The 26,139-nt window shown below is 69.0% G+C and carries 25 protein-coding genes and 3 tRNA genes; 16 read left to right on the top strand and 12 right to left on the bottom strand.

Going from position 1 to position 26,139, the window contains the following annotated elements; translation table 11 throughout:
* Positions 1-69: 69 nt before the first annotated feature.
* Together ACFWV3_RS10135 and ACFWV3_RS10130 are read left to right on the top strand one after the other, a co-directional pair.
* A complete protein-coding gene (locus ACFWV3_RS10135; protein WP_382410316.1) occupies positions 70-1,197 on the top strand; it encodes a serine hydrolase domain-containing protein in 1,128 nt (375 codons plus the stop codon).
* On the top strand, positions 1,194-2,216 hold the full coding sequence (locus tag ACFWV3_RS10130; RefSeq protein WP_382410314.1) for a serine hydrolase domain-containing protein: 1,023 nt from the start codon (positions 1,194-1,196) through the stop codon (positions 2,214-2,216). The genes ACFWV3_RS10135 and ACFWV3_RS10130 overlap by 4 nt, the downstream gene beginning before the upstream one ends.
* 3 nt (positions 2,217-2,219) lie before the next feature.
* On the opposite strand, the gene ACFWV3_RS10125 is transcribed toward ACFWV3_RS10130, so the two are convergent.
* On the bottom strand, positions 2,220-3,128 hold the full coding sequence (locus ACFWV3_RS10125) for a CobW family GTP-binding protein (protein WP_382410312.1): 909 nt from the start codon (positions 3,126-3,128) through the stop codon (positions 2,220-2,222).
* 11 nt (positions 3,129-3,139) lie between these two features.
* Entirely contained in the window at positions 3,140-3,937 is a 798-nt protein-coding gene (locus ACFWV3_RS10120; protein ID WP_382410310.1) for a TIGR03619 family F420-dependent LLM class oxidoreductase, read from the bottom strand.
* Between the two features lie 91 nt (positions 3,938-4,028).
* Between ACFWV3_RS10120 and ACFWV3_RS10115 the strand changes: the two genes are divergently transcribed.
* The 3 genes from ACFWV3_RS10115 to ACFWV3_RS10105 are packed head-to-tail and all read left to right on the top strand — an operon-like array spanning position 4,029 to position 10,914.
* Positions 4,029-4,556 (top strand): hypothetical protein, encoded by a 528-nt coding sequence (locus ACFWV3_RS10115; protein ID WP_382410308.1) that lies wholly within the window; start codon positions 4,029-4,031, stop codon positions 4,554-4,556.
* 2 nt (positions 4,557-4,558) lie between these two features.
* The gene (locus ACFWV3_RS10110) at positions 4,559-6,484 is read left to right on the top strand and encodes an SPFH domain-containing protein (protein ID WP_382410306.1); all 1,926 of its coding nucleotides are present in this window, start codon (positions 4,559-4,561) and stop codon (positions 6,482-6,484) included.
* Positions 6,481-10,914: a DNA repair ATPase gene (locus ACFWV3_RS10105; RefSeq protein WP_382410304.1), complete on the top strand. Its 4,434-nt coding sequence runs from the start codon at positions 6,481-6,483 to the stop codon at positions 10,912-10,914. The genes ACFWV3_RS10110 and ACFWV3_RS10105 overlap by 4 nt, the downstream gene beginning before the upstream one ends.
* Here ACFWV3_RS10105 and ACFWV3_RS10100 read toward each other — a convergent pair.
* Together ACFWV3_RS10100 and ACFWV3_RS10095 are read right to left on the bottom strand one after the other, a co-directional pair.
* Positions 10,911-11,408, bottom strand: a complete 498-nt coding sequence (locus ACFWV3_RS10100; RefSeq protein ID WP_382410302.1) for a hypothetical protein — start codon at positions 11,406-11,408, stop codon at positions 10,911-10,913. The two genes, ACFWV3_RS10105 and ACFWV3_RS10100, sit on opposite strands and share 4 nt — an antisense overlap.
* A gap of 85 nt (positions 11,409-11,493) precedes the next feature.
* A complete protein-coding gene (locus tag ACFWV3_RS10095; protein WP_382410300.1) occupies positions 11,494-11,904 on the bottom strand; it encodes a PPOX class F420-dependent oxidoreductase in 411 nt (136 codons plus the stop codon).
* Here ACFWV3_RS10095 and ACFWV3_RS10090 point away from each other — a divergent pair.
* The gene (locus ACFWV3_RS10090) at positions 11,903-12,751 is read left to right on the top strand and encodes an oxygenase MpaB family protein (protein WP_382410298.1); all 849 of its coding nucleotides are present in this window, start codon (positions 11,903-11,905) and stop codon (positions 12,749-12,751) included. The two genes, ACFWV3_RS10095 and ACFWV3_RS10090, sit on opposite strands and share 2 nt — an antisense overlap.
* Positions 12,752-12,834: 83 nt before the next feature.
* Positions 12,835-13,650 carry a glutamate ABC transporter substrate-binding protein gene (locus tag ACFWV3_RS10085; RefSeq protein WP_382410488.1) on the top strand — a complete coding sequence of 272 codons (816 nt, stop codon included), beginning with the start codon at positions 12,835-12,837 and terminating at the stop codon, positions 13,648-13,650.
* Between the two features lie 21 nt (positions 13,651-13,671).
* Here ACFWV3_RS10085 and ACFWV3_RS10080 read toward each other — a convergent pair whose 3' ends face one another.
* On the bottom strand, positions 13,672-14,805 hold the full coding sequence (locus ACFWV3_RS10080; protein ID WP_382410296.1) for an Ig-like domain-containing protein: 1,134 nt from the start codon (positions 14,803-14,805) through the stop codon (positions 13,672-13,674).
* 336 nt (positions 14,806-15,141) lie between these two features.
* Here ACFWV3_RS10080 and ACFWV3_RS10075 point away from each other — a divergent pair, with 336 nt between their 5' ends.
* Positions 15,142-15,345, top strand: coding sequence for a cold-shock protein (locus ACFWV3_RS10075; RefSeq protein ID WP_030473173.1), 204 nt, complete (start codon positions 15,142-15,144; stop codon positions 15,343-15,345).
* 81 nt (positions 15,346-15,426) lie between these two features.
* On the opposite strand, the gene ACFWV3_RS10070 is transcribed toward ACFWV3_RS10075, so the two are convergent.
* From ACFWV3_RS10070 to ACFWV3_RS10055, 4 genes are all read right to left on the bottom strand, one after another.
* Positions 15,427-15,732 (bottom strand): hypothetical protein, encoded by a 306-nt coding sequence (locus ACFWV3_RS10070; protein WP_382410294.1) that lies wholly within the window; start codon positions 15,730-15,732, stop codon positions 15,427-15,429.
* 478 nt (positions 15,733-16,210) lie between these two features.
* The gene (locus tag ACFWV3_RS10065) at positions 16,211-18,388 is read right to left on the bottom strand and encodes a heavy metal translocating P-type ATPase (RefSeq protein ID WP_382410292.1); all 2,178 of its coding nucleotides are present in this window, start codon (positions 18,386-18,388) and stop codon (positions 16,211-16,213) included.
* 1 nt (position 18,389) lies between these two features.
* Entirely contained in the window at positions 18,390-18,596 is a 207-nt protein-coding gene (locus ACFWV3_RS10060) for a heavy-metal-associated domain-containing protein (protein WP_382410290.1), read from the bottom strand.
* Positions 18,597-18,652: 56 nt separating this feature from the next.
* Positions 18,653-18,913 carry a hypothetical protein gene (locus tag ACFWV3_RS10055; protein ID WP_382410288.1) on the bottom strand — a complete coding sequence of 87 codons (261 nt, stop codon included), beginning with the start codon at positions 18,911-18,913 and terminating at the stop codon, positions 18,653-18,655.
* Between the two features lie 155 nt (positions 18,914-19,068).
* Between ACFWV3_RS10055 and ACFWV3_RS10050 the strand changes: the two genes are divergently transcribed.
* The 5 genes from ACFWV3_RS10050 to ACFWV3_RS10030 all read left to right on the top strand — a co-directional run bounded on the left by ACFWV3_RS10050 (position 19,069) and on the right by ACFWV3_RS10030 (position 20,494).
* Positions 19,069-19,314, top strand: coding sequence for a hypothetical protein (locus tag ACFWV3_RS10050; protein WP_382410286.1), 246 nt, complete (start codon positions 19,069-19,071; stop codon positions 19,312-19,314).
* 126 nt (positions 19,315-19,440) lie between these two features.
* On the top strand, positions 19,441-20,079 hold the full coding sequence (locus ACFWV3_RS10045) for a ScbR family autoregulator-binding transcription factor (protein WP_382410284.1): 639 nt from the start codon (positions 19,441-19,443) through the stop codon (positions 20,077-20,079).
* Between the two features lie 130 nt (positions 20,080-20,209).
* Positions 20,210-20,282: transfer RNA gene (locus ACFWV3_RS10040), tRNA-Glu, on the top strand.
* Positions 20,283-20,329: 47 nt separating this feature from the next.
* Positions 20,330-20,403: transfer RNA gene (locus tag ACFWV3_RS10035), tRNA-Asp, on the top strand.
* A gap of 17 nt (positions 20,404-20,420) precedes the next feature.
* Positions 20,421-20,494 (top strand) — tRNA-Phe (locus ACFWV3_RS10030).
* A gap of 47 nt (positions 20,495-20,541) precedes the next feature.
* On the opposite strand, the gene ACFWV3_RS10025 is transcribed toward ACFWV3_RS10030, so the two are convergent.
* Complete coding sequence (locus ACFWV3_RS10025) at positions 20,542-21,246, bottom strand: protein phosphatase 2C domain-containing protein (protein ID WP_382410282.1); 705 nt, start codon at positions 21,244-21,246, stop codon at positions 20,542-20,544.
* A gap of 62 nt (positions 21,247-21,308) precedes the next feature.
* Between ACFWV3_RS10025 and ACFWV3_RS10020 the strand changes: the two genes are divergently transcribed.
* Positions 21,309-21,518 (top strand): helix-turn-helix domain-containing protein, encoded by a 210-nt coding sequence (locus ACFWV3_RS10020; protein WP_045309630.1) that lies wholly within the window; start codon positions 21,309-21,311, stop codon positions 21,516-21,518.
* Positions 21,515-22,042, top strand: coding sequence for a Clp protease N-terminal domain-containing protein (locus ACFWV3_RS10015; RefSeq protein WP_382410280.1), 528 nt, complete (start codon positions 21,515-21,517; stop codon positions 22,040-22,042). Before ACFWV3_RS10020 ends, ACFWV3_RS10015 begins: the two co-directional genes overlap by 4 nt.
* Here ACFWV3_RS10015 and ACFWV3_RS10010 read toward each other — a convergent pair.
* Positions 21,993-22,646, bottom strand: coding sequence for a YitT family protein (locus tag ACFWV3_RS10010; protein WP_382410278.1), 654 nt, complete (start codon positions 22,644-22,646; stop codon positions 21,993-21,995). The two genes, ACFWV3_RS10015 and ACFWV3_RS10010, sit on opposite strands and share 50 nt — an antisense overlap.
* A 61-nt stretch (positions 22,647-22,707) precedes the next feature.
* Here ACFWV3_RS10010 and ACFWV3_RS10005 point away from each other — a divergent pair, with 61 nt between their 5' ends.
* Positions 22,708-24,144: a PLP-dependent aminotransferase family protein gene (locus ACFWV3_RS10005; protein WP_382410276.1), complete on the top strand. Its 1,437-nt coding sequence runs from the start codon at positions 22,708-22,710 to the stop codon at positions 24,142-24,144.
* A 295-nt stretch (positions 24,145-24,439) separates the two neighbouring features.
* Here the strand turns inward: ACFWV3_RS10005 and ACFWV3_RS10000 are convergent, their stop codons facing one another.
* Entirely contained in the window at positions 24,440-25,246 is an 807-nt protein-coding gene (locus ACFWV3_RS10000; RefSeq protein WP_382410274.1) for a hypothetical protein, read from the bottom strand.
* Between the last annotated feature and the right edge of the window lie 893 nt (positions 25,247-26,139).

The raw sequence follows: 26,139 nt of genomic DNA, 5'->3' as shown, positions 1-26,139 counted from the left end.
GTGTGCACGACTGCGGAAGACCGGTGCGGAACGACAAGCTTTCCCCATCAACGGCAAGGGGAGGCAACGATGAGGAAGACGCTGGTAGGAGTGCTGGCAGCGGCCGTGCTGGTCACCGGGGCCACCGGAACGGTCCTGGCTTCGCCCACCAACTCCACGCAGAGGCAGCTCGACGGACTGGTCAAGCAGCACGAGTTCCCGGCCGCGCTGGCGACCGTCACCGAGGCTGACGGGCGGTCGACGTCCTACGTGGCCGGCACGTCCGAGCTCGGGAAGCGGACGCCGGTGCCGAAGGACGGGCAGGTGCGGGCCGGGTCGAACACCAAGACGTTCGTGGCCACGGTCGTCCTGCAGCTCGTCGGCGAGGGGAAGATCGAGCTCGACAAGCCGATCAACCACTACCTGCCGGGCGCGGTCAAGGACGACCGGATCACGGTGCGCCAGCTGCTCAACCACACCAGCGGTCTCGCCAACTACACGGAGTTCCTCGGGCTCGACAAGTTCGAGGACGTGAGGCACCGGTACTTCGAGCCGCGCGAGCTGCTCGACGTCGCCAACGCGCACCCGGTGACGGGCGAGCCCGGTGAGAAGTTCAAGTACAGCAACACGAACTACGTGCTGCTGGGCCTGCTCGCGCAGAAGGTCACCGGGCGGCCGATCTCCGAGAACGTCGACAAGCGGATCATCCAGAAGCTCGGGCTCAAGGACACCTACTGGCCCGGCATCGGTGACGAGACGATCCGCGGCAAGCACCCGCACGGGTACGCGTTGACCAGCAAGGGCGTCGAGGACGTCACCGAGATCGACCCGTCGTGGGGCTGGGCGGCCGGGCAGATCATCTCCAGCACCAAGGACCTCAACACGTTCTTCCGCGCACTGCTGAAGGGCGACCTGATGCCGAAGGCGCAGCTCGACGAGATGCAGAAGACCGTCGACACCAAGGGCGAGATGTGGCCGGGCGCCGAGTACGGACTGGGCCTCGCCAGCTCGCCGCTCAGCTGTGGCGGGCGCTACTGGGGTCACGGCGGTGACGTCCACGGCTTCGAGACGCGTGGTGGCGTCGCGTCCAACGGCAAGGCGATCTCCGTTGCGGTGACTGCACTTCCGGGCACCTTCGCCGAGACGCCCGAGGAAGGCCAGCAGGCCCACGACGCGATGCTGGCCGCTGTCGACGCTGGTCTGTGTGGTGCCAAGTGATCGCCGTCGCCGCACTCACCGCGCTGTCGCTGCTGATCCCGCAGCAGCTCGACCAGATCGTCCAGGACCACACGCCCGGCGTCGAGATGAACGCCAACGGGCACGACTACGCCAAGGGCAACGCACCGCGCAACGGTCAGGTGCGCATCGGCAGCATCACCAAGTCGTTCGTCGCGGTCAGTGCACTGCAGCTGGTCGGGGAGAACAGGATCGAGCTCGACGGGCCGGTCAACAGGTACGTGCCGCACATCGCGGACAGCCGCATCACCGTCCGCCAGGTCCTGCAGCACACCAGCGGCCTGCCGGACTACGTGCTCGCGATCGGGGTCAACAAGATCGCCGACATCCGCGACCGGTACTTCGCGCCGCACGACCTGCTCGACGCGGCACTCGCGCAGCCGCCGCTCTTCGAGCCCGGCACCAGCTACCAGTACAGCAACACCAACTACGTCGTCGCCGGCCTGATGATCCAGCAGGTCACCGGCCGCCCGATCGGCGAGGCTTTGCAGAAGGTGATCACGAAGGCGGGCTTGAAGGACACGTACTGGCCTGGCCAGGGCGAGCGGGAGATCCGCGGCCGGCACGCGACGGTCTCCGTGAAGGCCGACCTGCTCGACCCGGACTCCGAGGTTGTCGACGCGACCAGCCTCGACACGTCCAACGCCTGGGCGTCCGGAGCGATGGTCTCGACTCCGCAGGACGTCGCCAAGTTCTTCAAGACGCTCCTCAACGGCGGGCTGCTGAAGAAGGCCCAGCTCGACGAGATGCGCAAGACCGTGCAGGTCGACGAGAAGAGCGCCTACGGGCTCGGGCTGGAGAGCACCAGGCTCAGCTGCGGCGGGGTCTCGTGGGGCCACGGCGGCACGATCCACGGGTGGGCGTCGCTGGGTGCGGCCACCGACGACGGCAAGTCGGCCGCGATCACGCTCACCGCGCTGCCCGGCACGTTCGGCGACGACCCGATGAAGAAGCTCCAGAAGATGTCCGACGTCATGGACACCGCGTTCTGCAAGAAGTGACCGTCAGCGGGCGTACCGGAGCACCCAGAGCATGTCCTGCTCGGTGACCGGTCCGTCCGCCAGACAGGCGAAGAGCCAGTCGGTCACCGAATCCGGATCGATGCCCGCCCCGATCAGCACCAGCTGAGTCGGGGCGTCGTCGACTGGAGTGAACGAGACGTACGCGCCGACGGTCTGCAGCATGAACGTGCCGAGCGGGAAGCGGACGAGACCCTTGGCGCGGAACAACCCCTCGGGCCGCGCCGCCAGGAAGTCCATGAAGAGCTTGGGGTGCAACGGGTCCGGGCACTCGAACGACACGCTGTCGTACGACGCGTGGGCGTGCGTCGAGTGATCCTCCAGGTCGTCGAACGACAGCTGGCGCGGCCCCAGATCAGGTGGCCTGACCTCGAACAGCAGCGCCGGGTCGATCTGCCCGAACGACACCGGCACCACGGGCACCGAGCAGGGCAGCGTCGGCAACGACGCAACGCGGTCGACCTTGTTCAGCACCACCAGGTCGGCCAGCGAGAGATCACGTTCCAGGTGCGGCACGGCGTCCAGCTCCACCGCGTCCACCACGTAGATCAGCCCGCCGTACGACACCCCGGGCGCCTGCAACACCAGCCGCACCAGGGCGGACGGCTCGGCGAGACCGGACGCCTCGATCACGATGACGTCCAGGTCCGCCGCGGCCAGCTTCCCGAGCATCTCGTCGAGCTCGGAGCCGTCGACCGCGCAGCACAGGCAGCCGTTCGACAGCGACACCATCGAGTCGACCTGCGCGGAGACGGAGAACGCGTCGACGTTGATCCGCCCGAAGTCGTTCACCACGACGCCGATCCGCGTGCCGCCGGACGTGCGTAGCAGGTGGTTGAGCAGGGTGGTCTTGCCGGAGCCGAGGAAGCCGGCGAGCACGACGACGGGAATCACGCCGACCGAGGTTAGGCGATGAACTCCGCGTTGCGCCGCAGCACCTCGTCGACACTCCCGTCGAACGCCGCCGGGTGGACCACCAGCTCGTCGACGCCCAGGTCCTCGTACTCCCTGATCACGGACGCCGTGAGCGGCACCAGCGCCGACACGCTGATCCGGAACCCGTCCGGCCGGGCGGGGAACCGGGCCAGGTGGCCGCGGATGTCGTCGGGCGTCCCGATGCCGAACCAGCCCTGCGCACGGGTCACCGCACGCCGGAACGCCGCGGCGCTGTGCCCACCGACGACCACCCGCATGTTGGACGGCCGCGGATGCGCGTCCACCCCGGAGAACGACACGAACCTCCCCGCGAACGACGGCGCGGGCGCGTGCCACAGCTGGTCCATCGCGTCCAGGTACTCGTCGGTCCGCGCACCGCGGTCGTCGAACGGCACGCCGACCGCCGTCATCTCCGGCTCCAGGTACCCGGCCCCGATGCCGAGCGTGAAACGCCCGCCGCTCAGCAGGTCGAGCGACGCCACCTGCTTCGCGAGCACCAGCGGGTTGCGCTGCGGCAGGATCACGATGCCCGTGGCGAGCTCGATGCGGGACGTGACGGCCGCCACATAACTGAGATGCGCGAGCGGATCGACGATCACGGTGTCCGGTTCGGACGGTGACGGATCGACTCGCGGTGACGGCAGCACGACGTGGTCCGACGCCCACCAGGAGTGGTACCCGAGCGACTCGGCCAGCTCGGCCAGCCGCCGAGTCTCGTCCGGCCGCGCCGAGTCGCCGTTGTTGAGGCCCTGCACACCGATGTCCATGCCGGTCCAAACCATCGATTTCCATCGATCATTCCGGAAAGTGCAACGGATTCGGAAGTTTTCGCATCAGAGTGGCTGAGAGGGGGCGACGATGACCGAGTTCCTGGCCGCCGCGGTGGCTTTCCCGACCGTGGTGTTCAGCCTGCTGGTGCTCGTGGTGCTGGCGTACTGGCTCACGGTCGCGTTGGTGGGCCTGGACTTCGACGCCCCCGTCCTTCCGATCTCCATCTCGTTCTTCGTGCTGGTCACCTGGTTCGCCGCGCTGGTGGGCACGGTGCTGACGCCGGAGGGAAAGCTCCGCTACGCCGTCCTCGGCGGCGCGGTGCTGGTGGGCGCACTGCTCACCCGGATCCTCCTGATCCCGGTCAGGAACTGGACCAAACCGGAGAAACCCGCTTCCCGCAACGACTTCGTGGGCCGCACCGCGATCGTCCGCACGGCGCGGGTCACCGGGAACTACGGGCAGGCCGAGGTCACCGCCGACGACGGCGGCACGGCGGTCGTGCAGGTGCGAGCGGCGGAGAGCACCGAACTGAAGGCGGGACAGACCGCACTGATCTTCGACTACGACGCCGAGGGCGAGTTCTTCTGGGTCGTGGACATCACCACAGGGGGCTGAACATGGGTGCGATCTCAACGGGTCTGGTCGTGCTGGTCGCGGGCGTCGTCGTCGTGCTGATCCTCGCGATGATCACGCTGAGCAGGTTGTTCAAGAAGTGCGAACAGGGCAAGGCGCTCATCGTCTCCAAGATGCGCAAGGTGGACGTCACCTTCACGGGCACAGTCGTACTCCCCGTGCTGCACAGATGCGAGACGATGGACATCTCGGTGAAGACCATCGAGATCCGCAGGGCCGGCAACGAGGGCCTGATCTGCAAGGACAACATCCGCGCCGACATCCGCATCACGTTCTTCGTGCGCGTCAACAAGACCGTCGAGGACGTCATCAAGGTCGCGCAGGCGATCGGCACCGAGCGCGCGAGCCACGAGCAGACGTTGCAGGAGCTGTTCAACGCCAAGTTCTCCGAGGCGCTCAAGACCGTCGGCAAGCAGCTCGACTTCGTCGACCTCTACACCCACCGCGACGAGTTCCGCGACCGGATCGTGCAGGTCATCGGCACCGACCTCAACGGCTACAGCCTTGAGGACGCGGCCATCGACTACCTGGAGCAGACGCCGCTCAAGCAGCTCGACCCGGCGAACATCCTGGACGCGCAGGGCATCCGCAAGATCACCGAGCTGACCGCGATCGAGCACGTCAAGACCAACGAGTTCACCCGCAACGAGGAGAAGGAGATCACGCGCCAGAACGTCAGCGCGCGGGAGGCGATCCTCGAGCTCGAACGCCGCCAGGCCGACGCGGAGATCAAGCAGCGCAGGGAGATCGAGACGGCCCGCGCCCAGCAGGAGGCCGAGACGCAGAAGGTGCAGGCCGAGGAACGCCTCAAGGCCAACACCGCGTTCATCCGCACCGAGGAACAGCTCGGCATCCAGAGCGAGAACAAGGCCCGCGAGATCGCCGTGGCCGAGAAGAACCGCGAGCGCGTGATCGCCGTCGAGACCGAGCGCATCGAGAAGGACAGGATGCTGGAGGTCATCGCCCGCGAGCGCGAGACGTCGCTGCGCATGATCGAGAAGGACAAGGAGCTCGAGCACGAGCGGCGCGCGATCGCCGACCTGGTGCGCGAGCGGGTCGCCGTCGAGAAGACCGTGGCCGAGCAGGAGGAGAACATCAAGAAGCTGCGCGCGGTCGAGGAGGCCGAGCGCGAGCGCCAGCAGATCGTCATCCGCGCCGAGGCCGAGGCGCAGGAGTCGCTGGTCAAGGACATCAAGGCCGCCGAGGCCGCGGAACAGGCGGCGCAGCACAAGGCCCGCGAGGCCGTCGTGCTCGCCGAGTCGCGCAACAAGGCAGCCGACCTCGACGCCCGCTCCAAGATCCGGCTCGCCGAGGGCACGCAGGCCGAGGCCGCCGCGAAGGGCCTCGCGGACGCGCTGGTCAAGGAACGGGACGCCGCCGCGTCCGAGGCCCTCGGTCGCGCCGAGGCCGTGGTGGACCGCGAGAAGGCCCTGGCCGACGCCGAGGGCATCAAGGAACGCCTCAAGGGCGAGGCGGAAGGCTTGTCGCACAAGGCGGAGGCCATGGCCGCGCTCGACACGGCCACCCGCGAGCACGAGGAGTACCGCCTGCGGCTCGAGGCCGAGAAGGAGATCCGCCTCAAGGGCATCGACGTGCAGCGCCAGGTCGCCGAGGCCCAGGCCATGGTGCTCGCGGCCGGCCTGGAGAAGGCCGACATCGACATCGTCGGTGGCGACACGATGTTCTTCGACAAGATCGCCGCTTCCATCACCGCGGGCAAGCAGGTCGACAGCTTCGTCGGCAACTCGGACGTCGTGCAGGCGCTGGGCGCCAGGTGGATGGACGGCACGAACAACTTCCCCGAGGACCTGACCAAGATCCTCAGCTCGTTCACGACGGGTGACGCGCAGAACCTCGCCGCGGCGCTCGCGCTGACCCAGATGGCCAAGAACAACGGCCAGCCCGCATGACGGTGTCCACCTCTTCTGGACTGGACGCCGGCACGTACGAGGTGCTGCGGGCACGGCTGGCCGACCAGGCCGCCGAGCTCGCCCGCGGCACCGAGGCGCTGAACGCCCAGCGCGTCGAGACCTTCGGCAGCACGGCCCTGGAGCTCGTCGCCACCGAACGCATCCGCACCGAGAACAACTGCGTGCCGCGCGACATCGTGGCACTCGGCGACGTGATGCTGTTCGGCTACAACGTCTTCATGGGCCTCAAGCCCGAGACGGCGGTCGGCGACGTCTTCGCGGTGCACGGCAGGGACTTCGCCACGGTCGAGGCGGAGTTCCTGACCGACCCGAGGTTCCGCAACGACTTCGCCGAGCTCTACCGCTACTACCGCGAGACCCGGCTGCTGCAGCTGCGGGTCGTCGAGCAACGGCTGCTCGCGGTGTTCCAGACCGGCGCGCGGATCGAGGACATCCGCGTGCTGCGCTGGGACATCGCGGTCGACGGCACGGTCACCTACGTCGACAACCGCGGCGACCGCGACCACGTCTTCCCGCCCTCGCACGACTTCACGTGGGTCGAGACGACCCGCGAGCAGCACGTGCTGGGCCGGCACCCGCACATCGCGATCGACGGCGAGGTCTTCGTCGAGACGGTCGGCGGCACGCTGACCGTCAAGATCGAGAACAACACCGAGACCGGCGAGGGCGTCTACTCCGAGCCCGTCGACGAACCCCTGCAGAGCCTCGCGGACGCCGAGATCCACTACGCCCGCGTCGGCCCGCTGATCCTGCTCAAGATCCTGCCGTACAAGGAGACCGCGCCGCGGCACCTGGTGTTCAACACCCGCACCAAGGAGGTCACCAGGCTCGACGGCATCGGCCAGGCGTGCCAGCGACTGCCAGAGGACCAGGGGATCATCTTCCCCGGCGGCTACTACCTGGTCACGGGTGCGGACAAGACGTTCGACGTCGACACCGACGAGCTGGAGTTCGAACGGGTCGTGCGGTCCGCGAACGGCGAGGACGTCCTGTACGTCTTCCACGCCCGCCGCGAGGGCCGCAGCCTCCTGTTGCCGTACAACGTGATCCGCAAGGAGGTCGCCACCCCGATCACGTGTCACGGCTACTCGCTCTTCGCCGACGGCACGCTGGTGGTGTTCCGCGAGACCGGCTCGGAAGCGGTGCGCGTGCACCCGATGCAGGTCTGGCGCACGCCGTTCGTGCAGGACGAGGTGCTGCCCGACCAGGCAGGTCCGCTCGCCCGCATCGGCAACGCCGAACTGGTCCGCGGCATCTCGGACTGCCTGTCGATCACCAGGATGAGCGCCGAGATGACCCCGAGCGCGCCGGTGTTCGAGGGCCTGATCGCCCTGTGCACCAGGGTGGTCGACGGCGTGTTCTGGCTCGACGAGCTCGGGCTCAGGCAGGACGTCCTCGCCGTCAGGACGACCGCCGAACAGGTCCTCGACGAGTTCGAGGCCGCCCGCCGGCTCACCGAGCACGCCGCCGAGCAGCTCCACGAGGCCGGCGAGAAGCTGGCGAGCCTCGTCCGGCTGGCCAGGTCGGCGGCCCCGCGGAGCGCCGACGAGTGGGTGCGCCTGCTCGCCGACCTGCGGTCAGCCCAGGGCCGGCTGATCACGCTCAAGGACCTGAGGTACGTCGACCTCGACGAGATCGACCGGCGCGAGGCCGACCTGGTCGAGGAACTCGGCGCGTCCGCACGCCGGGCCGTCGCGTTCCTGAGCGGTGAGGGCGCGTTCGCCCAGTACCACGAGGAGATCGCCCGGATCGCGGACGCGGAGCCGAGGACCGCGGCCGAGGCCACGCCGTTGCGCGAACGGCTGGCGCAGCAGCAGGCGGGCCTGGAGGTGCTGACCGAGGTCGTCAGCACCCTCGACGCCGCCGACACGACGACCCGCACGCAGATCCTCGCGAGCATCGGCGAGGTGCTGGCCGCCGTCAACCGCGCACGGGCCACTGTGGACGGTCGCAGGGCGCGGCTCGCCAACGCCGAGGGCCGCGCCGAGTTCGCCGCGGAGTTCGCGCTGCTCGGCCAGGCCATCACGGGCGCGCTGTCGGTCGCCGACACCCCGCAGCGCTGCGACGACCAGCTGGGCCGGCTGCTGCTGCAGCTGGAGAACCTGGAGTCGCGGTTCGGCGAGTTCGACGACTTCCTCGCGCAGGTCGGTGCCAAGCGCACGGACGTCTACGAGGCGTTCTCCGCGCGCAAGCAGACGTTGCTCGACGAACGCGCGCGCAAGGCCGACCGGCTCGTGCAGTCCGCCGAACGGGTGCTCGGCACGATCCGCCGCCGCCTCGGCAAGCTCACCTCGACCGACGAGATCAACACCTACTTCGCCGGCGACCCGATGGTCGCCAAGGTCCGCGCGGTCGCCGACCAGCTCAGGGAGCTCGGCGACGTCCGCGCCGACGAGCTCGACGCGAGCCTGCGCGACGCCCGGCAGGAGGGCGGCCGGGCCCTGCGCGACCGGGCCGACCTGTACGACGGCGCGTCGATCGTGCTCGGCCGCCACCGCTTCCCGGTCACGACCGAGCCGATGAACCTCACCCTGGTGCCGCGCGACGGCCGGCTGTTCTACGCCGTCACCGGCACCGACTACCGCGCCGAGGTCACCGACCCGGAGTTCGCCGCCACCAGGCCGTTCTGGGACCAGCTGCTGGTGAGCGAGACCGAGGACGTCTACCGCTCCGAGCACCTCGCCGGGTGCCTGCTGGCGGAAGGCCGCACGGACGTCGCGAACGCCGCCGCGGAACGCTACGACGAGGGCTACGAGAAGGGCGTCCACGACCACGACGCCGAGAAGATCCTCGCTGTCCTGCACCGACTCCACACCGGCGCCGGGCTGCTGAGGTACCCGCCCGCGACCAGAGCCGCCGCCCAGGTCTTATGGGCGGAGCAACCGGAGGAGCAACGCGACACGTGGGCGCGCAAGGCCGAGTCACTGGCCCGCGCCCGCACGATCTTCGGCGGCACGCACGGGATTCCCGAGCTGTGCAAGCAGTTCGGGCTCGATGACCTGACGTCCGAGTACCTGTTCGAGGAGCTCGCCTGCGAACCGAAGGGGTTCGTCACCAGCAAGGCCGCCCGAGCGGTGATCGACCGGTTCCGCGCCGCCGTCACCGAGGAGCTGCACGACCGCGACCTGATCGAGGCGTGGCTGCACGCGTTCCTCGGTGACGAGGACTGCCCCGAGTTCCCCGAGGTCGTCGCCGTCCTGCTCACCGACCTGCCGCGCTACGACTCGAGCGCCGCGCTGACCGAGAGCGTCACCGGCCTGCTCGGCACGCACCCGCGCGTCACCGACCAGTCGATGGAGCTCCGCCTGGACGAGACCCTGACCAGGCTCAGGACGTTCCAGGACGTGCGGGTGCCCGCGTTCCGCGCCTACCAGAGGAAACGCGACGAGCTGCTGGCCGAGGAACGCCGCCGGCTGCGGCTCGCCGACTACCGGCCGGCGGTGCTGAACACGTTCGTGCGCAACAGGTTGCTGAACGACGTCTACCTCCCGCTGATCGGCGACAACCTGTCGAAGCAGCTCAACGACGGCACGGGCCTGCTGATGCTGATCTCCCCGCCCGGCTACGGCAAGACGACGCTGATGGAGTACGTCGCGAACCGGCTCGGCATGGTGTTCGTCAAGGTCAACGGCCCGGCGCTCGGCACCGGGGTCACCTCGCTCGACCCGCAGGAGGCGCCGAATGCCACCGCACGCCAGGAGGTCGAGCGGATCAACTTCGCGTTCGCCCTGGGCAGCAACGTTCTGCTGCACCTCGACGACATCCAGCACACATCACCTGAGCTGCTGCAGAAGTTCATCTCGCTGTGCGACGCACAACGACGTGTTGACGGCGTGTGGGACGGCGAGGCACGCACGTTCGACCTGCGGGGCAAACGCTTCGCGGTGTCGATGGCGGGCAACCCGTACACCGAGACGGGCCGCGCGTTCCGGGTCCCCGACATGCTCGCGAACCGCGCGGACGTGTGGAACCTCGGCGACGTGCTGTCCGGCCGCGACGCACTCTTTGCGTTGAGCTACCTGGAGAACGCGTCCGGCTCGAACCCGACGCTGGGCGGCGTCGACGTGGAACCGCTGGTGCGCCTGGCGAACGGCGAGAGCGTCCCGCACGACCACGAGACCGTCGAGCTGGACCGGATGCTGTCGGTGGTCCGCAAGCTGCAACGGGTCCAGCAGGTCGTGCTGAAGGTGAACCAGGCCTACATCGCGTCCGCGGCGGACCCCACCGGCGAGCCGTTCCTGTTGCAGGGCAGCTACCGCAACATGAACCGGATGGCGGCGAGGATCGTGCCGGCGATGAACGACGCCGAGGTCGAGGCGTTGATCGACGACCACTACCTGGGCGAGGCGCAGCTGCTCGGCTCGCTCGCGGAGGCGAACCTGCGGCGGCTGCGCGAGCTGAAGGGCTAACCCTCGTCGCAGTCCAGCTCGAACCGCTCGAACCGGCGCCCGTCCGGTCCGCGCAGGTCGACGGGACGCAGGTGGTTCTCCTCCATGAACGCGCAGAACTCGTCGGGGTCGAGCGGCCATTCCAGGCAGCGGTTGAAGTCGTCGTCCGAGACGTACTTCGCGTCGCACCGCAGCAGGTCGAACAGCGCCGGCGGCCGCGGCTCGGCCGGGGGTGGCGGAGGCGGCGGCCGCCGGTCGGGCCGGTGCCGCGGCGGCGGGTTCGCCCCTGGTGGAGGCGGCGGTGGTGGAGGCGGGGGAGGCGGCCGGACACCGCCGATCGCGGAGACGGTCGTCGTGGCGGTCGCCGTGACTACCTCGGGCGGAGGGGGCGGCGGGGCGACGAGGCGGATGTCCACCGGCTTGTCCTGGGGTGCCGTGAACAGGGCGGCGATCAGGGCAGCGCCCATCACCGCCACCGCGGCTGAGAAGTAGCCGCGGCGTCTGGCACCAGTCATCACTCCGCTCCCCAGGTTCCGCCTGCCCGGTAGCCGCCGTCCCCGTGGAATCGTTGTGCCCGCTAACGGTGTTACCGCCCTGCCATCAGCCCGTCTTATCGGGTCCGGCGCTGGTCAGGGAAATGCGAAGCACCACTCGCTTCTCCCGTTCCATGGCGGCGCGGTAGTCGTTCCAGTCGGAGTGCTCGCCGGAGATCGTCCGGTAGTACCGCACGAGCAGGTCCATCGCCTCCGGCAGCGGCACGACGGTCGCGGTACCGGAGATCTGGATCCACCGGCCGAAGAAGCTGTCCGGCAGCACGCACAGCCAGACGTTCGGGTCGCGCCGCACCTGCTTGGTCTTGTACGCCGTCTCCCTGGTGGAGACGAGCACGTCACCGTTGTCGTCCAACGCGACGAGCACCGGTGACATCGACGGCGTGCCGTCCGACTTCAACGCGCAGAACACCGCGCGGTGCTGGCTGCGGAGCACTTCCCGTGCCTGGTCCAGGTCCATGGTCTTCATCTTCGCCACGCGCGACGATGTCCGCATGCCCGATCCGCGCTCCGTGAGCTGGCAGATGCACGCCGACCCGACGATGTGGATCGCCGGGATCGCGAGCCTCTACCTGCAGGCACTGCACCCCAAGGCCGTCGCCGGGGTCGTCCAGAACTCCAACTTCCAGGCGGACCCGCTCGGCCGGCTCAAGCGCACGGCGGACTTCGTCGGGCTCGGCGTCTACGGCACCGACGAGGAGATCGCCACCGCGGCGGCACGGGTGCGCGCCACCCACCGCAGCCTCCGCGGCGTCGTCGACGGCCAGACGTTCCGCGTCGACGAGCCAGAACTCCTGTTGTGGGTGCATTGCTCGGAGGTTTCGTGCTTCGAAACAGTGCTCGACCGCGCGGGATACGGCCTGACCAACCGGCAGAAGGACCTGTACTACGCCGAACAGCGATTCGCCGCGAGTTTGGTCGGATTGCACCCGGAAGAAGTACCTGGATCGCGTCGTGAGATGGCCGACTACTTCGAACGGATGCGCCCCTCGCTCCGCCGTACATCCGAATCCGATGTGATCTACACCTTCTTGCACGGCCCTCCCGTGCGCGGTTTCGTCCGCCACGGGCTCCCGCTCTACCGGGTCCTGGTGGGCCACCTGGCGTACTCGATGTTGCCCGATTGGGCGCTCGACCTGCACGGTCGCGAGCCGTACCGGCACGCCGACCTGTGGGTGAATATGATGCGCCGAGCTGCGCTTTTGGTGCCGGGCAAGATCAGGAGACTGGCCCCGCCAGGGCACCTGCGGCACGCGATCGCGCGACTCGGTACGGATGTGACGCCGAAAAAGTCGAATCTTCCCTAGATGTCATACGTCACAGTTGATCATCGTCGCAGGTACGTAGCATTGCGGGCGACTCCCCCGTCTCGCTTGGAAGGCCTGTCGTGATCCGTCGTGCCTTGCTCCTGACAGCCGTCGCGGTCTTCGCGACCGCCTGTGGGAGCGGTGACTCCAGCACAGTCATCGGACGTGCTGACTCCGGAAAGCTGACCATCGGCATCCGCTACGACCAGCCCGGCCTCAGTGAGAGGCGGCTGGACGGCCGGTACGTCGGCTTCGACGTGGAGGTCGCCAAGTACGTGGCGAACGAGCTCGGCGTGAAGGAAAGCGGCATCACGTTCAAGGAGGCCCGCGGCGCCGCCCGCGAGTCGATGCTGGAGAACCGCGAGGCCGACCTGATCATCGCCTCGTACTCGATCACGGACGCCCGCAAGCAGAAGGTCGCCTTCGCCGGCCCGTACTTCGAGACCGGCCAGGGCATGCTGGTCCGCTACAACGAGTCGGGCATCCAGGGGCCGGAGACGATGAACGGCCGCAAGCTGTGCTCCGTCAAGGGGTCCACGTCCGCCCAGAAGGTCAAGACGGACTACTCCAAGAACGTGCAGATCGTCGAGTACGGCCAGTACTCCGACTGCGTGATCGCTCTCATGGCGGGCAACGTCGACGCCGTCACGACCGACGAGGTCATCCTCGCCGGCTTCGCGGCGGAGAACCCCGAGCTGCTCAAGCTCGTCGGCAAGACGTTCTCCAAGGAGCGCTACGGCATCGGCGTGCCGAAGGGCGACGCGAAGTCGGTCGAGGCCGTCAACGAGGCCATCGAGAAGATGATCTCGAGCGGGGAGTGGAAGCGGGCGCTGGAACGCAACGTCGGCCCGTCGGGGTACGAGATCCCGCAACCACCCCAGATCACCGAGAAGAGCTAGTTCACCGAGAAGAGCCAGTCCCTAGGACGACACGGCGGACTTCGACGTCCAGGTGGCCCAGTCGAACGCCCAGTCGTAGTAGTCGCCGTCCGACGCCTGCAGCTGCTGCGAGGACCCGGCGACCTCGACCGGGTCACCGACCATCGTGAGGTCGTAGAACGTCTTCGCGTTGGCACCGGACAGGTTCGCGCACCCGTGCGAGACGTTCGCCCTGCCCTGCGACGGGATCGTGCCGTTGTTCTCGTGCACGAACTCGCCGTTCTGCGAGATCAGCACCGCCCAGGTGACGGGGACGTCCTTGTAGCCGAAGACCGGGTTGGACATCTTCCGCGCGGCTTCCTTCTGCTGCACCACGTGGATGCCGCCGCGGGTCTCGGCCCGCTTGTCGTTCTCCATCCCGTACGACGCCGGGAAGTCGTGCAGCAGCGCGCCGTCGCGGTAGATCTCGAACCGGTGCGTCTGCGTGTTCGCCTTCGCCACCAGCGAGCGGTCGGCGATCTTGAACTGGGCGTGCACGTCCTCGGCACCGTAGGCGCCGCCCCCGAACGGCACCCCGTACACGTCGACGTCGACCGAGACCTCGGTGTTCGGCTTGAAGTACTCGCGCGGCCGCCAGTGCGCCTCGCGGTCCGACAGCCAGGCCCACGCGCCCTCGGTCGGCACGGACGTCTTCACGGTCATGGCCTTCTGCACCGCCGCCTTGTCCTGCACCGGCGAGCTGAAGGTGACCTTGACCGGCATCGCGATGCCGTAGGTCTGGTGGTCGCCGACGTTGAGCGACGCGTTCGTCAGCCGTTGCGGCTTCACCGTGCGGAACGACCCGGCGACCGGCACGTCCGCGCCGTCCTGCCCCTTGGCCGAGCCCGACCACGTGTAGGCCTTGTCGTAACCCAGGTCCTCGGTCGCCACCCACCGGTCACCGGTGAGCTCCCCCTTGACGACCCTGCCGTCCGCACCCGTGAGCGCGACGGCGGTCAGCGCGCCACCCGTCACGCCGACCTGGAAAGGTCCAGACGGACTGACACCCTCACCCGACTCGGGCGTCACGGTGAGTGCCGCCTTCGCCTTGTTCTCCACGACCGGAGCAGCCGGTGCCGACGGTGCGTCGGGCGCGGCGCCGCAGGCGGTCAACCCCAGCAGTACAGCCAAAATCATCGGCCGGAACACGTGCTCTCCCCAAGATCCCCTCGTCCAATGCCGATAGGACGCGTGGGGGTCCGGCACGTTGCTCGACGAAACGCGATCACCCGCTCGGACCAGCGGGTTTCCCCCTGTTGAGGCACTGAACCGACCAGTAATGACCTGTAGTGCTATGACCAATCACACGTTAGGCTGACCCGCGCAGGCCGTGGTTTCTGTGTTCGTGCTTCACACGCTCGCGGAACGACACGCGGGCGTGCTGTGCGCTCTCATCCGAGCGAACTGACCGCCCCCGGGACGGCCGGGGTTGCACGGTGCAGCCCCAAGCTTTCCTGCGATGGAGGCAGGTACATGGCACAGGGCACTGTCAAGTGGTTCAACTCCGAGAAGGGCTTCGGCTTCATCGCCCAGGACAACGGCGGCGCAGACGTCTTCGTCCACTACTCGGAGATCCAGGGTCAGGGCTTCCGGACCCTGGAGGAGAACCAGCGCGTGGAGTTCGAGGTGGGCCAGGGCACCAAGGGTCCGCAGGCGCAGAACGTCCGCGCGATCTGATTTTCGGCCGCATCTGAAGTCGTACGTGAGAAGGACCCTCTGCCGGGCTCGGCAGAGGGTCCTTCCTCGTTCCGGGCGCGACTACTGGCCGCGCTGACGCGCTTCCCACTCGAGTCGCTGCATGACCCACTCCGTGGCCAGGGCCTGCGGGGAGGTCTGGCGCTCCGCGGCGAGCTCCTTGAGCTGCTCGTTCGCCATCAGCTGCAACCGCAGCTGGTACACCTGGGCGCTGCCGAAGCCCGAGGCGGTGGTCTCGTTGTCCGAGTCCGGGGCCAGGGCGGCCAGGTAAGAGGTCAGCTCCTCGTCGGGCAACGTCTCCGTCTGCTGCGGTGCGTCCGCAGGACGGTGACGGCCGGACTTGGAACGTCCAAGGGATCCGATAGGCACCGACACACGATAACGGCTCGGTCACGGAACCCAAACCCCTGTGTCCCACCTCATCCCAACGTGTCGAAAACACCCACCCAGAGTGGATGTCCGCCACCGGACGACACAGCCGCGAGCCACTAGGCGACACAGCCGCGAAAGAGGCAGATGTGCCCGAAGGGCACGAGTTCCGAACGCGCCGGTGAACCTACGAGACCCAGGGCCGGGTTCCGCACGAGATGGGCAACCTACGGGGGGTCCGGGGGGCGAAGCCCCTCCGGCTGGGGGTCTGGGGGCTCGGCCCCCAGAGGACACCCGACTCCGGAAGGCGGCGAAGGGCGAAGCCCGAGCAGCCGGACGGAGAACGGAGGAGGCCCCCGCGCCAGGGGGAGGAACGCGGGGGCCGGAGGGGATCTCCACAGGCGCTGACCGGGGGTGTGTCAGCTTTTGGATTGTTGCACGCGCACGTTGCCGTTGGGGAGAGTTCGCCGAGAGATTCTTAAGCCTCCGATGGACGGAATCCCCGCAGTCGCAAGCTGTTGCTGACCACGAACACGCTGCTGAACGCCATTGCGGCTCCCGCGATCATGGGGTTGAGCAGTCCGAGGGCCGCGAGCGGAAGTCCAGCGACGTTGTAGGCGAAAGCCCAGAAAAGATTCCCCTTGATCGTGCCCAAGGTCTTGCGGGACAACCGAATGGCGTCCGCCGCCGCGCGCAGGTCGCCGCGCACGAGGGTCAGGTCGCTCGCCTCGATCGCCACGTCGGTGCCGGTTCCCACGGCGAGTCCGAGGTCGGCCGCGGCCAACGCCGGCGCGTCGTTCACGCCGTCGCCGACCATCGCCACCACCTTGCCCTGAGCCTGCAACCGCCGGACCACGGCGGCCTTCTCGCCTGGCAGCACGTCGGCGACGACCTCGTCGATGCCCACCTCGGCGGCGACCGCGGCGGCCACGGCGGCGTTGTCACCGGTGAGCAGCACAGGGTGCAGGCCGAGCGCGCGCAGGGACCGGATCGCTTGCGCGGACGTGGGTTTCACGACGTCCGAGACGACGACGAGTCCGACAACCTTGTCATCAAAGGAAACCGCGACAACGGTTCGATCGGCGTGCGCAACCGCGGCCTCGGTCAATTCCGCCGGAACGGAAACCTCGCGCACTCGGCCCACGACAACGTGCCGTCCCTCGACGACTCCGCTGACACCGATGCCATCCGTCGAAACGAACTGAGAAACGGGTAGCACTTCATCGACTTCGCGCACGATCGCCGCGGCGATGGGATGTTCGGACGCGTTCTCGACGGCCGCCGCGAAACGCAGAACCTCGTCGCGCGGCACGCCTTCGACCGCGATCACGTCGACCAGGGTCAGCCGGCCGGTCGTCACCGTGCCGGTCTTGTCCAGCACGACGGTGTCCACGCGCCGCGTCGACTCCAGCACCTCGGGCCCCTTCACGAGGATTCCGAGCTGGGCGCCGCGGCCGGTGCCGACGAGCAGCGCCGTGGGCGTCGCCAGGCCCAGCGCGCACGGGCAGGCGATCACGAGCACCGCCACCGCCGTCGTCACCGCGAACTCGAGCGGCCTGCCCGCGAGCAGCCAGCCGCCGAACGCCAGCAGCGCGATCACCACGACCACGGGGACGAACACGGCCGACACCCGGTCGGCCAGCCGTTGCACCTGCGCCTTGCCCGCCTGCGCCTGCTCGACCATGCGAGCCATCCGGGCGAGCTGGGTGTCCGCGCCGACGCTGGCGGCCTCGACGACCAGCCGGCCGCCCGCGTTGACCGTCCCGCCGACCACCGGGTCGCCGGCGCCGACCTCGACCGGCACCGACTCACCGGTCACCATCGAGGCGTCCACGGCCGAGCTGCCCTCGACCACTGCGCCGTCCGTGGCGATGCGCTCACCCGGACGGACCACGAACCGTTCGCCGACCCGGAGCTGACCGATCGGGACGCGGGTCTCCACGCCGTCGCGCAGCACCGCCACGTCCTTGGCGCCGAGCGCGAACAGCGACCGCATCGCCGCACCCGCGCTGCGCTTGGACCTCGCCTCCAGCCAGCGGCCGAGCAGCAGGAACACGGTGACGCCGACCGCGACCTCCAGGTAGATGTCACCGGAGGTGGTCGGCCGGGGCAGCAGGCTGAACTCGTGCCGCATGCCGATCATCCCGGCCTCGCCGAGCACCAACGCGTAGAGCGACCACAGGTACGAGACCGTGACACCCATCGACACGAGGGTGTCCATGGTGCTCGCGCCGTGCCGTGCGTTCACGACGGCCGCACGGTGGAACGGCCAGCCGCACACCCACACGACCACGCTCGCCAACGCCAGCGCCACCCACTGCCAGACCGGGAACTGCAGCGCCGGGACCATCGACACCACGATCACCGGCACCCCGAGCGCCGCCGCCAGGGCGAACCTCAGGCCGAGCTCACCGGACTCGTCCGGCGTCTCCGGCTTCGGCTCCTCCGCGTCGTAGCCCGCCGCGCGCACCGTCGAGACCAGGTCGTCGACGCGCAGGGTGTCCGGGAACTGAACGCTGGCCTTCTCCGTCGCGTAGTTCACAGTGGCGGAGACGCCGTCGAGCTTGTTCAGCTTGCGTTCCACGCGCCTCGCACAGGAGGCGCAGGTCATGCCGCTGATGGAGAGCTCGACGTGGTGGGGCTCGGTCGTGGTCATGTCAGGCGACCTGGTACCCGGCCTCGGTCACGGCGGCGACGACCTCGGAGCGGTCGAGCTCGCGGTCGCTCGTCACGGTGACCGCGCCGGTCTCCAGGACGACGTCGACACCCGTGACGCCGGAGACCTCGGTCAGCTCCTCGGTGACGGAGCTGACGCAGTGGCCGCAGGTCATGCCGGTGACGGTGTAGGTGGCGGTGACGGACATCGGAGCCTTCTCTCTTCCACGGGACTCCGAGTCTATACCCCCCTGGGGTAAGTGATCTACTCAGGACTGTCGGGTTTGGGCTGGTCCAGGTTCTGGATGTTCTTCTCGATCTGGTCGACCAGGTCGTCGAGGCCCGCGAGCATCTTGTCGAGCTCGGCCATCCGCGACCCGAAGGCGGACTCGATGTCGGCGTCGATGGTGTTCACGTCGATGCCGCTGATCGCCTTGAAGATCGCCTCCTGGTCCACCGAAGGGGGTGTCCGGGACGCGTTTTGGCCCTCTGCTTCGGGGGAAGGCTCCGGCGTGGGGTCAGTCATCGGTCCATCATCCCTTGGCCAGTTCCCCACGAGGTACGGACCGGACCAGTACGGAAAGTAACGCTGGGTGGCGGTGGAATCACTCTGCGGGGGGCTGCGGCTGTTGTCCCAGGTCGCTTAGCCTCGCGGCCACACCTCAAGTCGGGGAGGGTGCAATGAGCGGGTCACTGGAAGTGCGGAAGTTCCTGTTCACACAGGATGACGGCATGTCGCGGCAGGGCGGGCCGAGCGTGCCGGCCCAGCGCAGCGGAGAACCTTCGCGGATCTCCGACGAACAGGTCCACCGGGCGCGGCTCGCCGTCGCGCGGAGCGCACTGGGCACCGAGGACTGCCGGATGCTGCTCGACATGCTGGGACTGTCACCGGGCGAGGACGGCACGACGCCACCCGTGCAGCGGTGAGCTGATGCGAACGAGGAAGCGGCCCTGACGCGAGACGCGCACCCCCCGGAGCGCGTCTCCCGAAGCAGGGCCGCATCCCGAAACATACCCACGGGTCTCTTTCGCGGCAACGGCTAACCTGGCCCCATGCCCCAGCAGGACCGGGCGTATGCGACACGGGAGGCGATCCTCCGCGCGGCGGCCGAGGAGTTCGACCGCCTCGGCTACGACCGCACGTCGCTGACCGCCGTGCTCGCGCGTGCCGGCCTCACCAAGGGCGCCTTCTACTTCCACTTCCCCTCCAAGGAAGCGGTGGCGGTCGCGCTCGTCGAACGCCAGAGCGAGTTCTGGGCCGAGGTGCGGGAGTCGTGGCGTGCCCGCGGCCTCGATCCGTTGAGCGCTCTGCACGGCATGTTCGTGGAGTCGGCCGACCGGATGGCGGCGGACGTCGTGCTGCGCGCGGGCGTGCGGCTCAACGCCGACCGCGAGATCGGGTATCCGGGCGTCCCGACCTCGCACGTGATGTGGGAGAAGCTCGTCGCCACCTATCTGGCCGAGGCGGGCGAGCGCGGAGATCTGCTCCCCGGCGTCGACCCGGACGCGGTGGCGCGGACGTTGTGCGGCGCCACTCTCGGTGCGCGGCTCATCTCGTCGGCGACGACGTCCTGCGCCGACTTCCCGGACCGGGTCCGCGAGGTCCTGCGGCACGTTCTGCCCTGCGTCACGGCGGCCGGCTGGAAGTTGTCTGGATCACACAAAGTGCCTGAACGGCTCGTCGAGCCGTGAACAGGCATTTGTTGATCTGGCCGACCCGGTCCAAGGGCGGGTTTGAGCAGGTCAACGCGGAAGTGGCACCCCCGTTTTGGAGGTGCGCGGACCTATGGCATATGCTTACGATGCTTCCAGAGACCAGCTAGTCCCCATCATCTAGCGGCCTAGGATCCCGCCCTTTCAAGGCGGTCGCGCGGGTTCGAATCCCGTTGGGGGCACGCAGTGAAAAGCAGTAGATGCAGTACGGTAAGGTAGCACCAAGCAAGGCCCAGTGGCGCAGTTGGTTAGCGCGTCGCCCTGTCACGGCGAAGGTCGCGGGTTCGAGTCCCGTCTGGGTCGCTTCATCTAGTTCTCATGGCCAGGTAGCTCAGTTGGTACGAGCGACCGCCTGAAAAGCGGTAGGTCGGCGGTTCGACCCCGCCCCTGGCCATCCTTCTTCGAAAAGAAGCCTCGCAGCGTGCTGCGGGGCTTCTTTCGTCATGGCGTGATTCGGGCGATTGCCTGGTCGTCGTGCGTTTTGTAGCGCGCCCACCGCGAGTGTTCCGAATCACCGCGTTCTGCTTCGTGGATTCGGTCGAGCACTTCACCCAGTGGCATTTCCGCGAGGTCTTCCCACGAGAAGAGCCCGTACTCCGACACTCCACACGAGACGCCGTCCGTGAGAGCCACCACCGACCGGATCTCGGACCGCGGCCAGCGCGCCGTCACGGCCTGGTGCCCGGCGGCGGGTACGGCCTCCGCGACCCACCACCCGTTCGGTTTGTTCTTCCACGCCAGGATGTCCGGCTGCGAGCGGAGGTCCTGCAGCCGGGTGTCCTCGAGGACGTGTGTCGTCTGTCCGAACGCGACCACCGGGGTGTCGCACAGCACGAGCGCGTCGATCGTCTCGTCGTTCCAGCGCACGATCGACGCCGTCGACGACGGTGCGTCGCCGGGCACGAGGCCGTGCTCCGCGGCGAGGTTCTCGATCGCCTGCGCCAGGACGTCGGTCAGCGGGTCGGTGTCCGTGAGCAGCCGGACCAGCTCGTCGGCGAGTTGTGTGGCGTACCAACCGCCGTTGCGGTCGGGCGGCCTTGTCTGCGAGGTGACGCCGTCCAGGACGACGACGGCGTTGGAGGTGACCCGGATCCGATCCTCGGAAGCGCGGCCCGGCGCTGCCTGTTCAGCGGTCTCGATCTTCACCTTCCTCACCGTAGCCGTCAACTTGGGTTGACGGATCGCGGTTGTCAACGTACGTTGACAGCATGACGGAAGCGACGGATCTCGCCACGGCGGCAGGAGACCGCGACCCGAAGGTCGGGTTGCGGGCCGTCACCGCGCTGCGGCGACTTTTGGAACACCTGGAAGCGGTCCAGGTCCGCAGCGCGCGGGCCCAGGGCTGGTCGTGGCAGGACATCGCGGCGGAGCTCGGGGTCTCCCGCCAGGCGGTGCACAAGAAGCACGGGGGTCGATGATGATCGCGGAGAGGTTCACCAAGGAGGCCCGCGAGGCGGTCAGGACCGCCGTGCGGGAGGCGGAACGGGTCCACGCCGGCGAGGTCGGCGTCGAGCACCTGCTGCTGGCGCTGCTCGACGCGCCGGTGCTGGCGGGGTTCGACCTGCCGCGCGGGGAGCTGGAGACGGCGTTCCGCGACTACCGGCGCAAGGGCGGGCTGACCAAGGCAGACGCGGAGGCGTTGCGGGGCCTGGGGATCGACGTCGACCAGGTGATCGACTCGGTCGAGCAGTCCCTCGGTGCCGGCGTGCTGCGGCCTGGGCCGCGCAAGCGGTGGTTCGGGATGCCGTTGGAGAGCGACTTCAAGAAGGCGCTGGAGAAGTCGCTGCGCGAGGCCCGCGACCTCGGCCACAACTACCTGGGCGGCGAGCACATCGTGCTGGCACTGCTGCAGGGCAAGGGGATCGTGGCCGAGGTGCTGACCGATCGGGGCGTCACGTACGAGGAGATCCGCAAGCGGGCCGCGAGCGCTCGCGCCACGTGAGCGCGGGCAGGAACAGCTGCGAGAGCGGGCCGATCGCGAGCGCGTAGAGGATCGTGCCGATGCCGATCGTGCCGCCGAGCAGCCAGCCGGTGCCGAGCACGAGCAGTTCGACCACGGTCCTCGTGACGCGCAGGGACACGCCCGTGCGACGGCAGAAACCGGTCACCATGCCGTCGCGCGGGCCGGTGCCGAGCCGGGAGCCGACGTACGCGGCGAACGCGACGGCGTTCAGGACGATGCCCAGGGTCATGAGCGCGATCCTGGGCAGGAGGCCCTCCGGCGCGGGCAGGATCGCGAGCGTCACGTCCACGCTGACGGCGATCAGCACGACGTTGCCGATGGTGCCGATGCCGGGCTTCTGCTTGAGCGGGATCCAGGTGAGCAGCACCAGCACACCGGTGATCGCGGTGATGAGGCCGAAGCTCAGGCCGGTGCGCTTCTCGAGCCCCTCGTGCAGCACGTCCCACGGGTTCAGGCCGAGGGTCGCGCGGATCTGCATCGCCATGCTCGCGCCGTAGAGCCACAGACCTGCGAAGAGCTGGGGAAGGCGACGGGCGGGGGCAACCCGGACGGAGACCTGGTCGAGTGCGGTCAATGTGGCCATGTGGCCATACTGCGCTCCGATTGGCCTGGTAATCCATAGCCAATTCGGGATAATTGGCCTCATGCTCCCACCAGGTGGACGTATATCGGGTGCCCGGCTCGAGAAGCTGCTCGGGTCGTGGCGCCGGGGCATCCCCCGGCAGTGCTCGTCCGACCTCGTCGCGGCGATGAAACTGCTGGTCGCGGACGGCCGGCTGCCCGTCGGCACCCGGTTGCCGTCCGAGCGCGAGCTCACCGAGGTGCTGCCCGTGAGCCGCACCACGATCAGCGCGGCGTTCGACCAGCTGCGGGCCGAGGGGGTGGTGCAGTCGCGGCGCGGGGCCGGGTCGTGGATCAGCGGACCCGTCGGGGCGGGGGGTGGCATCACCGTCGCCGACGACACGCTGATCGACCTGTCCCGCGCCGCGCCTGCGGCGTTGCCGTCCGTGCGGCACGCCATGGAGCTGGCGATGGACCGGATGCCGGAGCAACTCGCGTCGCACGGGTACGACGAACGGGGGCTGCTCGTGCTGCGGCAGCGGATCGCGGACCGGTACGCGGCGCGCGGCCTGCCGACCTCGCCCGACCAGATCGTGGTGACCTCGGGGGCGCAGCACGCGTGGGCGTTGCTGCTCCGGCTCTTCGTCGGACCCGGTGACCGGGTGCTGGTGGAGCAGCCGAGCTACCCCAACGCGCTGGAGGCGGTGCGGGCGTCGTTCGGGATCCCGGTGCCCGTGCCGATGCTGGGCGACGGCTGGGACGTCGACGGGTTCGAAGCGGCGTTGCGGCAGGCAGGGCCCCGGTTGGCCTACCTGATCCCGGACTTCCAGAACCCGACCGGGCTGCGGATGTCGTCGCAGACGCGGGAGGCGCTCTCGGCCGTGCTGCGCAAGGCCCGTACTCCATTCGTCGTCGATGAGACCCTGGTGGAGCTCTCACTCGACGACTCGCCGGAGCCGTTGCCGATGGCCGCGTTCGGTGGCGACTCGGTGGTGACGCTGGGGTCCGCGAGCAAGTCGCACTGGGGTGGACTGCGGATCGGGTGGATCAGGGCGTCGTCCGACGTCGTGCACCGGCTGCTGTCGACGCGGGCGGCGATCGACCTGGGCACGCCCGTGTTCGAGCAACTCGTGATGGCCGCGCTGCTGGAGTCTCCGGAAAGCGCTCTGCGGCAACGGCGCGAGGAGGCGCGGACGCAGCGGGACGTGGCGGTCGCGGCTCTGCGCGAACATTGTCCACAGTGGAGCTTCGAGGTGCCGGCCGGTGGGCTCGGGATCTGGTGCGCCCTCAACGGGCCGGTCAGCACGCGGGTGGCCGTGATGGCGCAGAACCACGGCGTGCGGCTCGTCCCCGGTCCCCGGTTCGCGGTGCACGGGGGCTGCGAGCAGATGCTCCGAGTGCCGTACACGCAGTCGCCCGAAGTGCTCCGGGAGGCGATCGGCCGTTTGGGTGTGGTCGCTGCATCCGTTGCGGGTACTGGTTTTCCCGCCGACGCGGACCTGTCGCTGCCCGTCGCGTGAGACACGTCGGCCCGGTCTCCCGCAGCGGTGGAGACCGGGCCGACGAACTTGCCAACGAGAGGCCTGCGGCGGGGAACGTCCCAGGGATTGACGTCCCCCGTCCGCAGGTTTCCCGTGTGGTCCGAGACTGCGGGGGCAGCGCGGCACTCGGACCAGACCCGACCTGCCAGGGCGCGGTTGGCAGCTCGGGAAGACTGGGTTCCTTGCGTACAACGGGAAATGCGGTGAGGAGTTACTGGCGCGACGGAACGAGACGGTCACAAATCGCGCAGAGGGCAGACCTGTCCTGCCGGACTCAGTCGGGTGACGTGGCTGGCAGGCCGGGAATGCTGCCCGGCGCAGTGCCGTCGCGCCGCTCCTCGACCGACCACGTGGTGGCAGGGAAGAGCGAGTTCTGCGACGTCAGGACGGCGAGCACGCCGCGCGTGCCGCCGGAGTTGTCGGTGTGACCGGACGCCGCGGAGACCGTCGAGACGACGGGTGCCTGCTGCGGAGCGGGCAGCGGGGCGTCAGGTCCGGGAGTGGTCCAGGTGAGGTCGCTCACCGGTGCGGGCTCGGTCTTCGCGGGCGCGGGAGGCGGCAGGTCGGGCAGCAGCGGCACGACGTGCTTGACCGCGATGACCGGCGGCGCGGGCGGAGGTGGCGGAGGAGGGGGTGGCAGCTCGGCGGCGAGCTTCGCGGCCTTGCGGGCGGCGCGGACCTGGGCCTTGGCCTGGATCACCTCGGGCGGCGCCTGGTTGGAGACGCTGCCGGAGCGCGTGGTGCCCTGCGAGCCGCCGGTGAAGTCGAGGACCGGGCCCTCGTCCTGCTGTTCGGGCTCTTCCTCTGGCGTGCTGACGACCGGCGGTGGTGCCACGACGAGCTTCGCCGGTTCGTGACGATCCATCACTTTTTCGGTGAACGCCTGGGCCCAGGCGCCGGGATCGTCCAAGAGCGACGGTGCGGCGGCGGTGCTTTCGGCGGCCGGGATCTCGACGGCCGGCGGCGGAGTCTCCTCCGGACTGGCGGAGGCGTTCGTCCCGCCCAGCAGCCAGGCGGCGGCGGTCAGCCCGCCGAGCGCGGCGGCCCGCAGCAGCAGCGCGACAGCTCCACCACTCGCCACAGGATCACCACCCGTCCACCGTTGCGGCCACCGCCAACGCTCAGCGCCGTCGGGGGTCGACGTCGAGCTATGTCTAGCACTGGCGAAGGGCTTTGCGAACCAACTCGGCGGGAAACACTCGGAAGGGCGGACACGTGCGGCTGTCCGTGTTGCCCTGATCAGGTGTGAACACCGTCTGTGTCGTCATCGGATCGAGTGACATCGCCGCCTCGGTCCCGTGTGGACCGTCCCGCGACGGGGGATCGTGTCCGATGTGGACGCGCCCAAGCAGGTCAACAGCCTCTCTGAGCTGGCCGATCGCGCCGCCCGTGCGCTCGGCCCGGTACACGTGCACGACCGGGCGGGGCCGAACGAGTGCTTGGTCCGTTCGGGGGAACTGGTAGTGCTGCCAGCGGACGCACCTGGAGTGCGCAAGCGCTTGCGAGGTGTCTACTCGCACGAGGAGATCGTGTCCGGTGCGATCCGCATGCACCTGAAAACGCCCGATCGGGTGCGGGTCGTCGACATCGCCCGGGAGGTCGGGGCGTCGCCGAACCACGTCCACCTCGCGTGCCCGATCATGATCGGCACCTCGCGCCCGGTCGTCGGCGGGCGGCTGCCGGAGCTGCTGGGCGAGGGCGTCGTGGCGTTGCTCGACACCCCTCTCGACGCCCCGCACGGCTCGTTGGTGGCCGGGGTCCTGAGGCACCACGGCGCCGTGGTCCGTCCGTTCCCCGTCCTGAGCACCTCCGGCTTCGGCGACGACCTGACCCTCGCCGCCGCCCTGCGCGCCACCCGCGACCTGCCGGTCGTGCTGGTCGCGTCGGGCACCTACTCGTTCGACGACCGGTGCCCGCCGGTGCTGGCCCAGGCCGGCGGCAACGTGGTGGCCGCGGCGGGCAACGGCGGCTCGT

Source organism: Lentzea sp. NPDC059081, assembly GCF_042738015.1.
In the GTDB taxonomy this organism is placed as follows: domain Bacteria; phylum Actinomycetota; class Actinomycetes; order Mycobacteriales; family Pseudonocardiaceae; genus Lentzea.
Note: the sequence above shows the minus strand (reverse complement) of the source record. Positions and strands in the feature narration are given on the sequence as shown.